Source organism: Nocardioides sp. ChNu-153 (genome assembly GCF_030466625.1).
Classification (GTDB): Bacteria; Actinomycetota; Actinomycetes; order Propionibacteriales; family Nocardioidaceae; genus Nocardioides.
In genome coordinates this window covers 332,206-345,901 of record NZ_JADEVT010000002.1, presented here as the reverse complement: position 1 = coordinate 345,901, position 13,696 = coordinate 332,206, and the positions used below count along the sequence as shown (strand labels likewise).

11 protein-coding genes are annotated in these 13,696 nt (G+C 76.4%); 1 reads left to right on the top strand and 10 read right to left on the bottom strand.

What is annotated here, in order from left to right; all coding sequences use genetic code 11:
- Positions 1-5 precede the first annotated feature (5 nt).
- The 8 genes from mtrB to INN71_RS05475 form a co-directional block, all read right to left on the bottom strand.
- On the bottom strand, positions 6-1,631 hold the full coding sequence (gene mtrB / locus INN71_RS05510; protein ID WP_301799821.1) for an MtrAB system histidine kinase MtrB: 1,626 nt from the start codon (positions 1,629-1,631) through the stop codon (positions 6-8).
- 34 nt (positions 1,632-1,665) lie between these two features.
- Positions 1,666-2,373: an MtrAB system response regulator MtrA gene (gene mtrA, locus INN71_RS05505; RefSeq protein WP_367619023.1), complete on the bottom strand. Its 708-nt coding sequence runs from the start codon at positions 2,371-2,373 to the stop codon at positions 1,666-1,668.
- Between the two features lie 159 nt (positions 2,374-2,532).
- Entirely contained in the window at positions 2,533-3,972 is a 1,440-nt protein-coding gene (ahcY, locus tag INN71_RS05500) for an adenosylhomocysteinase (RefSeq protein WP_301799819.1), read from the bottom strand.
- A gap of 83 nt (positions 3,973-4,055) precedes the next feature.
- On the bottom strand, positions 4,056-5,063 hold the full coding sequence (locus INN71_RS05495; protein ID WP_301799818.1) for a DUF808 domain-containing protein: 1,008 nt from the start codon (positions 5,061-5,063) through the stop codon (positions 4,056-4,058).
- A 119-nt stretch (positions 5,064-5,182) separates the two neighbouring features.
- Complete coding sequence (locus INN71_RS05490) at positions 5,183-6,208, bottom strand: SIS domain-containing protein (RefSeq protein ID WP_301799817.1); 1,026 nt, start codon at positions 6,206-6,208, stop codon at positions 5,183-5,185.
- 57 nt (positions 6,209-6,265) lie between these two features.
- Entirely contained in the window at positions 6,266-6,481 is a 216-nt protein-coding gene (locus INN71_RS05485) for a Trm112 family protein (RefSeq protein WP_301799816.1), read from the bottom strand.
- Positions 6,478-7,854, bottom strand: coding sequence for a phosphomannomutase/phosphoglucomutase (locus tag INN71_RS05480; protein WP_301799814.1), 1,377 nt, complete (start codon positions 7,852-7,854; stop codon positions 6,478-6,480). The genes INN71_RS05485 and INN71_RS05480 overlap by 4 nt, the downstream gene beginning before the upstream one ends.
- 36 nt (positions 7,855-7,890) lie before the next feature.
- Positions 7,891-8,409, bottom strand: a complete 519-nt coding sequence (locus INN71_RS05475) for a DUF3499 domain-containing protein (protein WP_301799813.1) — start codon at positions 8,407-8,409, stop codon at positions 7,891-7,893.
- Positions 8,410-8,477: 68 nt separating this feature from the next.
- Here INN71_RS05475 and INN71_RS05470 point away from each other — a divergent pair, with 68 nt between their 5' ends.
- Positions 8,478-8,954, top strand: coding sequence for a metallopeptidase family protein (locus INN71_RS05470; RefSeq protein ID WP_301799812.1), 477 nt, complete (start codon positions 8,478-8,480; stop codon positions 8,952-8,954).
- Positions 8,955-8,997: 43 nt separating this feature from the next.
- Here INN71_RS05470 and INN71_RS05465 read toward each other — a convergent pair whose 3' ends face one another.
- Together INN71_RS05465 and INN71_RS05460 are read right to left on the bottom strand one after the other, a co-directional pair.
- Positions 8,998-10,581, bottom strand: a complete 1,584-nt coding sequence (locus INN71_RS05465; protein WP_301799811.1) for a DUF5719 family protein — start codon at positions 10,579-10,581, stop codon at positions 8,998-9,000.
- On the bottom strand, positions 10,578-13,676 hold the full coding sequence (locus INN71_RS05460; RefSeq protein WP_301799810.1) for a glycosyltransferase: 3,099 nt from the start codon (positions 13,674-13,676) through the stop codon (positions 10,578-10,580). The genes INN71_RS05465 and INN71_RS05460 overlap by 4 nt, the downstream gene beginning before the upstream one ends.
- Positions 13,677-13,696 lie beyond the last annotated feature (20 nt).

Genomic DNA, 13,696 nt, shown 5'->3' with positions numbered 1-13,696 from the left:
CCGCCTCACCGGGCCGGCTCCGCGTCGGCGGGCAGCAGCGGGATGGGGCTGTGGCGCAGTTGGTCCCCCGCGCGGCGGGGCACCGTCAGGCGGAACTGGGAGCCACCGCCCGGGGTTCCCCAGGCCTGCAGCCAGCCGCCGTGCAGGTGGGCGTCCTCGAGCGCGATGGACAGGCCGAGACCGGTGCCGCCCGTCGTGCGGGCACGCGCCGGGTCGGCGCGCCAGAACCGGTTGAACACCATGGCCGACTCCCCCGGCGCGAGGCCGACGCCGTGGTCGCGCACCGCGATGGCGACGCTGTGGTCGTCGGCGTCGACGGAGACGACGACGTCGCGGGACTCCGCGTGGTCGATGGCGTTGGTGACCAGGTTGCGCACGACGCGCTCGATGCGGCGCGGGTCCACCTCCGCCCGGCACCGGCGGGCCGGCTCCACCACCCGCACGTGCACGCCGGAGCTGAGCGCGAGGCTCGCGGTCTGGTCGACCACGCGACGGGCCACCTGGCGGAGGTCGACGTCCTCCACCTCGAGGGCGACGGCTCCCGCGTCGTACCGGCTGATCTCGAGCAGCTCGCCCAGGAGGCGCTCGAACCGGTCGAGCTCGACCTGCAGCAGCTCGGCCGCCCGCGCCGTCGGCGCGTCGAAGTCGCCCCGGGCGTCGTGGAGGACGTCGCCCGCCATCCGCACCGTGGTGAGCGGTGTGCGCAGCTCGTGGGAGACGTCCGCGACGAAGCGGCGCTGCACGCGGCTGAGCTCCTCCAGCTGCTGGATCTGGCGCTGCAGGTTGGAGGCCATCTGGTTGAACGACGATGCGAGGCGACCCAGGTCGTCCTCGCCCGTGACCCGCAGGCGCTCCTGCAGGCGCCCCGACGCGAGCCGCTCCGCGACGCGCCGGGCCATGCGGATGGGCGTCACCACCTGGCGCGCCACGACCCACGAGACGCCGCCGATGAGCACGACGAGCAGCGCCGCGGCCACCACCGTCGACCGGGCGACGAGGGCGAGCGTCTCCTCCTCCTGGGTCAGCGGGAAGAGGAAGTAGAGCGTGTAGGGACCGTCGTCGGCCGGGATCCGCAGCTGGGTGCCGACGACGACCGCCGGCACCGACGTGGAGCCCCCGTCGTCGTCGGGCACCGGCATCCGCGTCCACGTCCAGGCGAGCTGGCCGTCGGAGAGGAAGTGCTCGCGCAGCGAGGTCGGGATGCTGTCGGCGTCCACGCCGGGCGAGGAGACCGACCCGACCTCGTCGAGCGGCTGGGCGAGGGCCACGTCGGAGCGCACGAGGAGCACCTCGTAGCCCCGCACCGCGCCGCGCTGGTTGAGCGGGGCCGCCACCTGGTCGAGCTGGGCGGCGACGTCGAAGTCCGAGCCCGACGACGTGAGGAGGCGCTCGCCCGCCTGCGTCGTCTCGTCCTCGGCCTCGGCGGTGGCGGCCTGCACGCGGCTGTCGAGCAGCCCCTCGCGGATCTGGGCGACGAGCAGCCAGCTCACGCCGCCGACGACGAGACCCGAGAGCAGCACGGTGCTGACCACCACGCGGGCGGCCACCGAGCGCCGCCACACCGTCAGCGCACGGGCCAGCGCGGCGGTGACGTCGCGCCCCCGGGGCCGGCGCCGTCCCGGCCTCAGCACGAGGCCCTCCGGGCCCGGCCGGGGTGGGAGCGGGTCAGGACGGACCGGCCTTGTAGCCGACGCCCCGCACCGTCAGGACGATCTCGGGGCGCTCGGGGTCGTGCTCCACCTTCGAGCGCAGCCGCTGCACGTGCACGTTGACGAGTCGGGTGTCGGCCGCGTGGCGGTAGCCCCACACCTCCTCCAGCAGCACCTCGCGGCTGAAGGCCTGCCACGGCCGGCGGGCCAGGCAGACGAGGAGGTCGAACTCCAGCGGCGTCAGGTTGATCGGCACGCCGCCACGGGTCACCTGGTGACCGGCCACGTCGATCGAGAGGTCGCCGATGCCGAGCGTCTCCTGGGCGGGGGCCTCGGCGCGGCGCACGCGGGCGCGGATGCGCGCCACCAGCTCCTTCGGCTTGAACGGCTTCACCACGTAGTCGTCGGCGCCCGACTCGAGGCCGACCACCACGTCGACGGTGTCGCCCTTCGCGGTCAGCATGACGATCGGCACGCCCGACTCGGCGCGCACCTCCTTGCACACGTCGATGCCGTCCTTGCCGGGCAGCATCAGGTCCAGCAGCAGCACGTCGGGGCGGAACTCCCGGAACGCGTCGAGCGCCTCGTCGCCGCGCAGGCACACCGCGGACTCGAAGCCCTCCTGGCGCAGCACGATCGTCAGCATCTCCGCCAGGGAGGCGTCGTCGTCGACGACGAGCACGCGGCCACGGCTGTCCGCCTCGGCCGACGCGCCCGCGGCCACGCCTCGTTCGTTGGTCACGACCACCAGTATGACGGCGCCGGGACGAACGACGGCACCGCCGTACCCGGGTGGTCCGGGACGACGGTGCCGCGCGCGTGCGAGCCGAGGGGGCCCGAGGGAGCCGGTGGCCCCCGGTGGCCCCCGGTGGCCCCCGGAGGCTCAGTAGCGGTAGTGCTCCGACTTGTACGGGCCCGCGGCGTCGACGCCGAGGTACGCCGCCTGGGAGTCGGTGAGCGTGGTCAGCTCGACGCCGAGCGCCGCGAGGTGCAGGCGCGCGACCTCCTCGTCGAGGTGCTTGGGCAGCACGTAGACGCCGACCGGGTACTCCTCCGGCTTGGTGAAGATCTCGATCTGCGCCAGCACCTGGTTGGTGAAGGAGTTCGACATGACGAACGACGGGTGACCCGTCGCGTTGCCGAGGTTCATGAGGCGACCCTCGGACAGCACGATGATCGAGCGGCCGCCCTGACCCTCCGGGAAGGTCCAGACGTCGACCTGCGGCTTCACGTTCTTGCGCTTGACGCCCTCGAGGGACTCCAGGCCGGCCATGTCGATCTCGTTGTCGAAGTGGCCGATGTTGCCCAGGATCGCCTGGTGCTTCATCTTCGCCATCTGCTCGACGGTGACGACGTCCTTGTTGCCGGTCGCCGTGATGATGATGTCGGCGACGTCGATGACGGAGTCGAGCGCGGAGACCTGGTAGCCGTCCATCGCGGCCTGCAGCGCGCAGATGGGGTCGATCTCGGTGACGATGACGCGGGCGCCCTGGCCGCGGAGCGACTCCGCGCAGCCCTTGCCGACGTCGCCGTACCCGCAGACCACGGCCACCTTGCCGCCGATGAGGACGTCGGTGGCGCGGTTGATGCCGTCGATGAGCGAGTGGCGGCAGCCGTACTTGTTGTCGAACTTCGACTTCGTGACCGAGTCGTTGACGTTGATGGCCGGGAAGAGCAGCGAGCCCTCGCGCATCATGTCGTAGAGGCGCAGGACGCCCGTGGTGGTCTCCTCGGTGACGCCCTTGATCTCGGCGGCCACCTGGGTCCAGCGGTCCTCGCTCTCCGCGAGGGAGGCCTGCAGCACCTCGAAGATGATCCGCTGCTCGGCGCTCGTGGCGGAGGCCGGGTCGGGCGCCTCGCCCTTCTTCTCGGCCTCGACGCCGAGGTGGACGAGGAGGGTGGCGTCACCACCGTCGTCCAGGATCATGTTGGCCTTCTCGCCGTTGGGCCACAGCAGGATCTGCTGGGTGCACCACCAGTACTCCTCCAGCGTCTCGCCCTTCCAGGCGAACACGGGGACACCGGCGGGCTCCTCGACGGTGCCCTCGCGGCCCACGACGATCGCGGCCGCTGCGTGGTCCTGGGTCGAGAAGATGTTGCACGAGGCCCAGCGGACGTCGGCGCCCAGCGCCGTCAGCGTCTCGATGAGGACGGCGGTCTGCACCGTCATGTGCAGCGAACCGGCGATCTTCGCGCCGGCGAGCGGCTTCGCGTCGCCGTAGCGCTCGCGCATGGCCATCAGACCGGGCATCTCGTGCTCGGCGAGGGTGATCTCGGTGCGGCCGAAGTCGGCCAGGGAGAGGTCGGCGACCTTGTAGTCCATCGGATGTCTCCTCGAACGGGTGGAGCCAGGTCTGCGTCGCGCATCTGCGCTCTGTGGGTTCTCCCACGCGGACGCGGTCGAGCCTAGGACGCGTCGGGCGCCGATCCCGAATCCGCGGGGGCCGTGTCGCCGCCGTGCTCCCCGTGCCCGCCGCCGTGCTTCCCGCCGCGGCGGGGCACCAGGTGCAGCACCGCGACGACGATCGCGCCGACCACGAGGCCGACCACCGCGGACGCTGCCGTGTTGGTCAGCCACCCCCCGACGGCGCCGAGGGCGCCGAGGGCGTGGTGCACGTCCTCCTCGAGGTGGTGCACGAGGTCGTACGGCGCGTGCCAGCCGAGGTCGTCGACCCCGACGAGCAGGATGTGGCCGCCCACCCACAGCATCGCGGCGGTGCCGACGACCGAGATGGCGGTCAGCACCTTCGGCATGGCCTTGACCATCCCGTTGCCGATGCGCTGTGCGGCGCGCGACGGGCGCTGGGCGAGGCGCAGGCCGACGTCGTCGGTCTTCACGATGAGCGCCACGACGCCGTAGACCAGCGCGGTGATGCCCAGGGCGACGACGACGAGGATCGCCGCGCGCGAGAGGAACGGCTCGTCGCTCACCTCGTTGAGCGAGATGACCATGATCTCGGCCGAGAGGATGAGGTCGGTGCGGATGGCGCCGGAGACCAGCTTGTTCTCTGTGTCGGGGCCGGCCTCGACCACCTCCGGGCCGTGACCCCCGTGGTGCCCGCTGACCTTCTCCCAGATCTTCTCGGCACCCTCGTAGCAGAGGAAGGCGCCGCCGGCCATGAGGATCGGCGTCAGCAACCAGGGCAGGAACTGGCTGAGCAGCAGGGCCGCCGGCAGGATGATGAGCAGCTTGTTGCGCAGCGACCCCACCGCGATGCGGCGCACGATGGGCAGCTCGCGCTCGGCGGCGACGCCCTGCACGTACTGCGGCGTGACGGCGGTGTCGTCGACGACCACGCCGGCCGCCTTCACGCTGGCGCGGCCGGCCGCGGCGCCCACGTCGTCGATCGAGGCCGCCGCGAGGCGCGCGAGCGCCGCGACGTCGTCGAGCAGGGCGAAGAGGCCGCCGCTCACCGGTGGGCCGCCGGACGGAGGAGGGTCGTCGAGGTCGTCACGTCGAGCAGCCTAGTGCGACGCCGGGGCGGCGCGACCGCGTCGGGCGCCCGCCGCGCGTCGTAGCCCGGCGCCCGGGGTCAGGCGGGGACGAGCCCCAGCCCGAGGTACGCCGCGGCGTACCGGCCCTGCAGCAGCAGCGAGGCGTAGCGGGCCACCTCTCCCCCGTCGTCGTGGCGCAGCTCGACGACCCGGACGTCATGGGCGGCCGCCACCGCGCGCAGGTGCCCGCCCTGCTCACGGACCCGCGGGTCGTCGGACCCGTCGTCGAGCACGAGGAGGACCGGTCGGCTCGCGCCGCCGTCCCCGTCGAACGGGTCGGCGAAGACGTCGCGGGGGCGGGCCGCCTCCAGCACGGGGAGCAGCTGCTCGGCGTCGCCCGCGAGCGCGGCGCGGCCGGAGCCCGACCGCAGCGCCTCGGCCACGCGCCGGGCCGCGCGGGCGGCCAGCGGCGTGCCGCCCCACACCAGCGGTACGGCGTCGGCGAGCCCGATGGCCGCCTCCTTCGCCGGGTTGCCGGCGATGTCCCGGTACGGCGAGCAGCGCACCGCCACGTCGTCGAGCGCCAGCGCCACCACCTCGGGGTCGGTGCTGCGGCCCAGGCCGGCGCCGGCGAGGAAGTCGAGGGCGACGACGGCGGCGGCCAGGGGGTCCCCGCTGGTGGTCGGCAGCAGCACCACGTCGCGCCCGGCGGCGTGGTCGGCGACGAGCGAGGCGGGCGGGCAGGCGACGAGCACGTCGGCCCCCCGTCGTACCGCCTCGGCGACGGTGCCGGCCGCGGCGACGTCGTCACCGCCGGGGGCGAGCACGACGACGAGGTCGAGGCTGCCCGTCCAGCCCGGGAGGCCCGGGGCGGACCAGGCGACGAGGGGGACGGGACAGCCGGCCTCGAGCACGGCGCGCAGCAGGCGGGCCTCGGCACCGGCGGCCACCACGGCTCGCGGGCGGGGACGCTCACGCGCCTCCCGGACCCGGCCGTCGACGGCCTCGGCCGCGGCCTGCGCCTCGCGGCGGACCCGGGCGCCGGACTCGGCGAGCGCGCGCAGCCGGGCGTCGGCGCCCGCCAGCGCCCGCTCGTCGTCGAGCCGCGACTCGTCGAACCACATCGCCGCCACCGTCCCCGCCTCCTGTGCGCCGTCTCGAGCCGTCTCCGCCCCGCCGCCTCAGGCCGGGCGGCGCGCCTCGTCGACGAGGAGCACGGGGATGCCGGAGCGCACCGGGTAGACCAGCCCGCAGGCCGTGCAGACCAGCGTGCTCTCGTCGGAGGGGCTGCCGAGGTCGGCCGCCGCCCCCGCCGTGGTGTCGACGGCGCGCTCCTCGAGCGCGCCATGGCACGCGGGGCACACGACGATGCGCAGCAGGGTGGCGTCGACGCTCATCGGCGGATCACCGCCAGCGCCTCGTCGCGGACCCGGGCCATCGTGGCCTCGTCCTTGCCCTCCACGTTGAGCCGCAGCAGCGGTTCGGTGTTGGAGGCCCGCACGTTGAACCACCAGTCGGCCGCGTCGAAGGTGAGGCCGTCGAGCTCGTCGATCGTCACGCCGGGCCGGGCACCGAAGGTGCTGCGCAGCTCGGCCAGCACCGCCGCCTGGTCGGCGACCGTGGAGTTGATCTCCCCGCTCATCGGGTAGCGCTCGTACTCGGCGAGCAGCTCCGACAGCGTCACGTCGGTGCCGGCCAGCGCCGCGAGCGCGTGCAGCGCGGCGAGCATCCCGGAGTCGGCGCGCCAGAAGTCGCGGAAGTAGAAGTGCCCGCTGTGCTCCCCGCCGAAGACGGCGTCGGTCTCGGCCATCGTGGCCTTGATGTAGGAGTGGCCCACCCGGGTGCGGACGGGCGTGCCGCCCTTCTCCGCCACGATCTCGGGCACGGCCTTCGACGTGATGAGGTTGTGGATGACGTTGGAGCCGGGCACCCGGGCCAGCTCGCGGTCCGCGATGAGCGCCGTCAGCGTCGAGGGCGAGACCGCCCGCCCGGTCTCGTCGACGAGGAAGCAGCGGTCGGCGTCACCGTCGAAGGCGAGCCCGATGTCGGCCTGCTCGGCCACGACGCGGGCCTGCAGGTCGACCAGGGTCTCGGCGTCGATGGGGTTGGCCTCGTGGTTCGGGAAGGTGCCGTCGAGCTCGAAGTACATCGGCACCATGTCGACCGCGCCGGCGCCGATCCGGTCGAACACCGCCGGGGCCGTGAGCCCGGCCATGCCGTTGCCGGCGTCCACGACCAGCTTGAGCCGGCGGCCGGTGACGGGGGCCAGCGACAGCACGTGGGCGGCGTACGCCGCGAGGACGTCGTGCTCCGTGATGCTGCCCGTGCGCGTGGCCGGGGCGGGCTCCTCGCCGGCGACGAGGTCGCGGATCTCGGCCAGGCCCGTGTCGGTGCCGATCGGCACCGCGTTGGCCCGGCACATCTTGATGCCGTTGTACTGCGCCGGGTTGTGGCTGGCGGTGAACATCGCGCCGGCGTGGCCGAGGTGGCCCGACGCGAAGTAGAGCTGGTCGGTGGAGGCGAGACCGATGAGCACGACGTCGGCGCCCTGGTCGGCCGCGCCCTGCGCGAAGGCCCCGGCCATGCCCGGGGACGAGGGCCGCATGTCGTGGCCGACGACGACGGTGGGAGCACCGGTGACCTGCACGAAGGCGGCGCCGACCCGGCGCGCGAACTCCTCGTCGAGCTGGTCGGGGACGGTGCCCCGGACGTCGTACGCCTTGAAGACGGCGGTGAGGTTGGACGGGTCGAGCGTTCCGCTGGGCGCCATGCCCCGGAGCCTAGCGTCCCGCGCGCCGACGCGGGGTCAGAGCAGCGTGGGGTCGGTGTCGAGCACCCGCAGGTGCCCGCCGCGCCGCGGCGCACCGCCGTGCCGGGCAGGACGACCGGGGTGGTCGCTGCGGGGGGCACGGGGGTCGAGGGGGTCGAAGGAGTCGAGGGAGTCGAGGGAGTCGGCCGGGGCGGGGACCGACGGGCGGCGCTCCTGGTCGAAGGGCTCGTCCCGGCCCTGCGGGCCGACGACGTGCGGCGGGCGGCTCGGGGCCGGCGCCGGACGCACCGCGGCCTCGCGCACGGCGTCGGCCAGCGCGAGGAGGTCGTCGTCGGAGGGGCCCGCCCCGACCGGCACGTTCGCCAGGCGGAGGACCTCCCAGCCGCGCGGCGCCGACAGCCGCTCGCTGTGCTGCTCGCACAGGTCGTAGGCGTGGGGCTCCGCCGTCGTCGACAGCGGCCCGAGGACCGCGGTCTGGTCGGAGTAGACGTAGGTGAGCGTCATCGCCGCGGGACGACCGCAGGCGGTGCGCGAACAACGACGGGCGGACCTCACGGGCCAGACGGTACTCCGGGCCGCCGGCGCACCCGGCTAGGCTCGCGGACGGTCGGAGGGAGATTCGCGTGGACGACCCGGTGGACGAGGCGGTGGACGAGGGGGCACGACCCGTGCGCCCGGTACGGCGGCGCGACCGGCACGGTCGCGCCGGGCGCGGCCCCCAGGTCGGCACGGTGCCCGGCATCCGGCGGGCCCGCCCGACGCCCGGTGAGCGCTTCGACGCCGTCGTGCTCGCGGTCGTCTCGGTCGTCGACGCCCCCTGGCGCGCGCACCTCGCGGCGCTCGGGGAGCTCGAGTACGCCGTGGAGGAGATGCCGCTCCTTCCCGACGACTGGGACGACGACGTGCCGCTCGGCTCGCTCGTGCGCGCCCGGGCCGACCAGCCCCACCGCATCGTGCTGTTCCGCCGCCCGCTGGAGCGGCGCAGCGAGTCACGCACCGACCTCGAGGAGCTCGTGCGCCGCGTCGTCGCCGAGCTGCTGGCCGAGCTGCTCGGGACCACGCCGGACACCATCGACCCGGGCTACGACCCCGACGCCTGACCCCACGCCCGGCCCCCCGCCCGGCCCGGTCGGCGGGTGCCGCTCACGGCCAGGCGCGGCGCACGACGGCGACGAGGTCCTCGGGCACGGCGGGTGCGAGCGCGAGGACGCTGGTGCGAGCGCCGGCCGTCACCACGAGGGCGCCCCGCACCGCGTCACCGGCGGACTCCACGTCGACCCGTGCCGCCCCGGCCGGGAGGTCCACGGCCGCGGACGCACCCGGGTCGAGCGCGACGTCCTCGCGCAGCAGCTCCGCACCGTCCGCCGCGCGCGCCACGACCGTCGCGGGCGCCGCCTCCTCACCCGCGTCGTCACCCGCGCCGTCACCCGCGTCGTCACCGCTCCCGTCGCCGCTCCCGTCACCGGTCCCGTCCTCGGCGTCGCGCGACAGCACGAGGCGGGCGGTGCCCGCCTGCGGCGGGAGCAGCGCCGTACCGGTCGTGAGGGGGGCGGCGGGGACGGCCGCGACCTCGTCGGCGCCCGCACCCGAGCGCAGGGTGGCCGCGACGTCCCCGGTCGAGACGACCCGGATGCCGAGCGCGCCCCCGGCGCCGTCCGCGAGACCGTCGGCGACGGCGGCGGTCAGGTCGAGCGAGGCCACCGCACGGGGGGCCACCACGACGGGCTCGAGGCCCGCCGGCCGGTAGCCGCCGTCGGCGCCCAGCAGGTCGACCTCGACCTGCACCTGCGCGTCGGCGGGGTTCGCGACCACGAGGGTGCGGGGGGTCGACGCGTCGCCCGGCAGTCCGAGCAGCGTCGTCGCCGGGGCCGCGGCGGGCAGCAGCGGGGCCCAGGCGGACCCCCCGGCGGTGCCGTCGAGCGGCCGCGTCGTCTGCAGCGCGCCCAGCGCGAGGCGCCCGCGGGTGACCTCGACCCGCACGCCCAGCTCGCCGCGGGTCGGCGCGAGGGCGCCCAGGTCGAGGCGCCGGGTCTCCCCCGCGCCGACGACCACGGAGCGGGCGGCCTCGACGTCGACGGGTCCGGTCTCCCCGAGCACCGTCACGGCGGCGACGGCCGTGCCGGCGTCCGGGTTGGTCAGCTCGAGCACGGAGGCGCGGTCGGCGCCGGCGCCGAGGCCGACGAACCACCCGCCGGTGTCGGGGGTCCGGCAGGTGCGGCCGGCGCCGCCCGCGGCGTCGTACCGGGCGGCGACCAGCCCGGGTGCGGCCTCGCCGGTCGCGCGGACGGTGGTGGGCGCGCCGGTCGACGTGGTCGCGACCGCCCCGTCGGCGACGGGCACCTCCTCGCCGTCGAGCTCCACGGTCGCCGCGCCCACGGCGGGGCCGGTGGCCGCACGCACGGCACCGGCGTCGGGCACGATGGCGTCGAGGTCGCCGCCCGTGCCGGCCGCGACGCCGGCCGAGGGGCAGACGACGGTGGCCGCGGTGCGCACCTGCGTGTCGGGGGCCGTCGCGGGCGGGGTGGGCGCGCCGACCCGCACCGCGGCGCCGAGCCCGAGGGCCACGACCGGCAGGACCACGGCGGCCAGCACCACGGGGTCGACCCGGCGGCGCCGCTCGGTCGCGGGCGCCGCGCGGCGGCGGCCGCCCGCGGTGCCGGCGGTCGCTGGCGTCGCGGGGGTCGCGGGGCTCTCGGGCGTCTCGGGGCTCCGGGGCGTCTCGGTCATGCCCGCTCCTCCTCACGTGCGCGGTCGCCCGCGGGTCGGCTGGGGCCGGCCATGACGAGCACGACCAGCACCGCGACGACCTGCAGCACGAGGAGCAGGCCGCGCAGGAGGTCGGTCCCGGCGGGCTCGACGGCGTCGTCCGGCGGTGGGTCGACCAGCTCCCAGGCACGGGCACCGCCCTCCGCGCCGCTCGCCGGCTGGAGCCCCGCGACGGAGTCGAGGGTGGCGCGGATGGCGGGGTCCCCGGGCGCGGCCTGCACGACGTAGGCGACGCCCGCGGCCCGCAGCGCCTCGACCGCCTCGGGCGTGGGCTCGGACACGAGCGTCCGCACCTCGTCGGCGAACGCGGCGTCGGCGGGGGTCAGCGCGGCGACCTCCTCCTCGCCCAGGCGCAGGCCGTCCTCACGGCGCACCTCGACGGTGAGGCCGCCGCGCACGGTGCCCTCGAGCACGAGCACGCCGTAGGACGGCGACTCCTCGGAGCGCTGGGCCATGTACGCCGGGATGGCGCTGTCGCGGTCGTCGTCGACGATGGCGGACCCCGGCCCGACGAACCAGGCGAGCCCGGCTACCGGCACCACCGCGAGCACGAGCAGCGGCACGAGGGTGGCCACGCGTCGTACCCCGCCGCTCGCCCGCGGCAGCGAGGCCGGCAGCCCCTGGGCGCCCAGCACGGCGGCGGCCACCGCCGCGCCGCCGAGGGCGACGACGACGAAGCCGACGGCGGCCGGGGTCTCCCCCGCCGCGAGGTCGAACGTCGGCAGGGCCAGCACGGCGGCCGGTGCCAGCACGGCGACGGCGACGGCCCAGCAGCCGACGACGGCGATGCGGCTGGCCGGGACCGCGAGGGCGAGGAGCGCGGCGCCCAGCAGCAGGTACGCCGGCCACGCGGCCGCCGCCCCCGCGTCGAGGCGCAGGGCGAGCAGGTCGGTGGGCGCGAGCACGCCGTGGGGCAGGCGCCCGGCCTCGCCGACGAGGGCGACGAGGTCACCGGCGAGCACGGTCGGGACGAGCCAGGGCGCCAGCAGCACGAGCGGCGTCGCCACGGCCACCGCGACCGGCGCCACGGTGCCCGAGAGCACGGCGCGGTCGCGCAGGGCGCGGGCGCCGCCGAGGAGCAGGGCGACGACGGCCACCACGAGGAGCACCCCGGCGGCCAGCCACCACGCGAACGGGACGAGCGCGACGACGAGCGTCAGCAGCAGCCCGGTGCGCCAGCCGGCCCGCCAGCGCCGCTCCCGCTCGGGGTCGGCGAAGCCGAGGGCGGCGTGGACGCACCACGGCAGCAGGGCCGCCGCCCACACCACCCCGAAGCGGCCCTGGGCCCAGGCCCCGGACGTGACGGGCAGGAGGGCGTAGGTGAGGGCGCCGACGCCGAGCAGCCACGGCGAGGTGCCGCGGGGGTCGAGGAGGCGGCCGGCGACGCCGAGCAGGCGCCACGCGCCCCACAGCGCGAACGGCACCGACGCCACGAGCAGGACGGAGACGGCGGTCGCCGGCCCCCCGGGGAGCAGCCACGCGAGCAGGGCCAGGGGCGCGACGTACGGCGGCGCGGGCACCTCGCTGCCCGTGCCGATGGGCAGGTGGGAGGCGAGGTGGAGGGTCCACCAGGCGCCGGTCGTGTCGGGGACCGGCGCCAGCGCACCCCCCGAGACCCGGCCGACCGCGGCCCGCGCGCCGACCAGGCAGAGCACGACCGCGGCGGTGACGGTGAGCGCGACGGGGCTCGTGACGTAGCGCACCAGCCAGCCGCTCTCGGCGGCGAGCTCGTCGTCCTGCTCGCCCGGCACCGCCGCCCGGGTGCCGGAGCGGCCCGCCGCCACCCGATCCCGCTCGGCGGCCGCCCGCGCGTCGCGGCGCCGGTCGGCGACGTCGGCGGCGTGGGTCGTGAGCGCTCCTTGGATCTCCCCCGCCGCGTCGAGACCGTGGCGGTAGGGCAGCCACCACGGCGCCAGCAGGGGCCGCACCTCGGCGTCGGGCACCGTCCGCTGCGGGCGCCGCGCCGCCCGCGCCCGGCGCAGCTCGCCGGGACGCCCGCACACGACGGCGAGGGCGACGAGCTCGTCCAGTGCCGTGGCGGGGCGGCGGGTGAGCAGGAAGCCCAGCGCGCGCAGCAGGCCGCCGAGGACGAGCCGCAGGTAGGTGGGCACGAAGCGGCGGGTCGAGCAGTTCGCCAGGACGACGCGCAGCAGGGCGCGGCGCTCGGCCTGGTGGGCATGGCGGCCGGCGACGCTGCTGCGCCGCAGCCCGCGGTGGCCCGCCTCGGCGTGGAAGACGACGGCCTCGGGGGCCACGACGATGCGGCGCCCGGCGGCGGCCGCGCGCCAGCCCAGGTCGAGGTCGGCGCCCAGCACGGGCAGGGCGGGGTCGAAGCCGCCGAGGTCGCGCAGGAGCGCGGGGCGCACGAGCATCCCGGCGCTGTTGACCGCGAGGACGCGGTGGGAGACGTCGTACTGGCCCTGGTCGTACTCGCCGCGCTCCAACCCGGTCTCGCGGCGGGCCGTGCCGCTGACCGTCACGCCGACCTCCAGCAGGCGGCGCAGCGAGGGCCACTCGCGCAGCTTGGGGCCGACGGCGTCGACCTCGGGGGTGACGGTCGCGCACTCCAGGAGCCGCTGCAGCGCGGTGGGCGCCGGGGTGGCGTCGTCGTGGAGCAGCCACACCCACTCGACGTCCGCCGCCCCGTCACCGCGGGTCCCGGCGGTGTCCGCGAGGCGGGCCAGCGCGAGGTCGACCGCCTCGCCGTACGACGCGGTGGCCGGGGCCTCGAGCACCTGCGCGTGCCCGAACGCGGCGTCGAGCAGCTCGCCGCTGCCGTCGGTGCTGCCGGTGTCGACGGCCAGGGCCCGCCCGGGTCGCACGGTCTGCGCCGCCAGGCCCTCCAGGACGGTCGGCAGCCACGCCGCGCCGTCGTGGGCCACCAGCACGACGGCGACGCGCGAGGCGTCCACCGGCACGACGGGCGCCTCGGCGGGCTCCGCGTCGCGCAGGTCGGCCCAGTGGTCCTCGACGTCACCCTCCGCGACCCCCGGCCGAGCGGACGGACCCGCGGCCCAGGGGGCCTCGGGAGGGAGCGGTCGGTCGGCGTCGGTCACGGTCGGCCACCCTACGATCC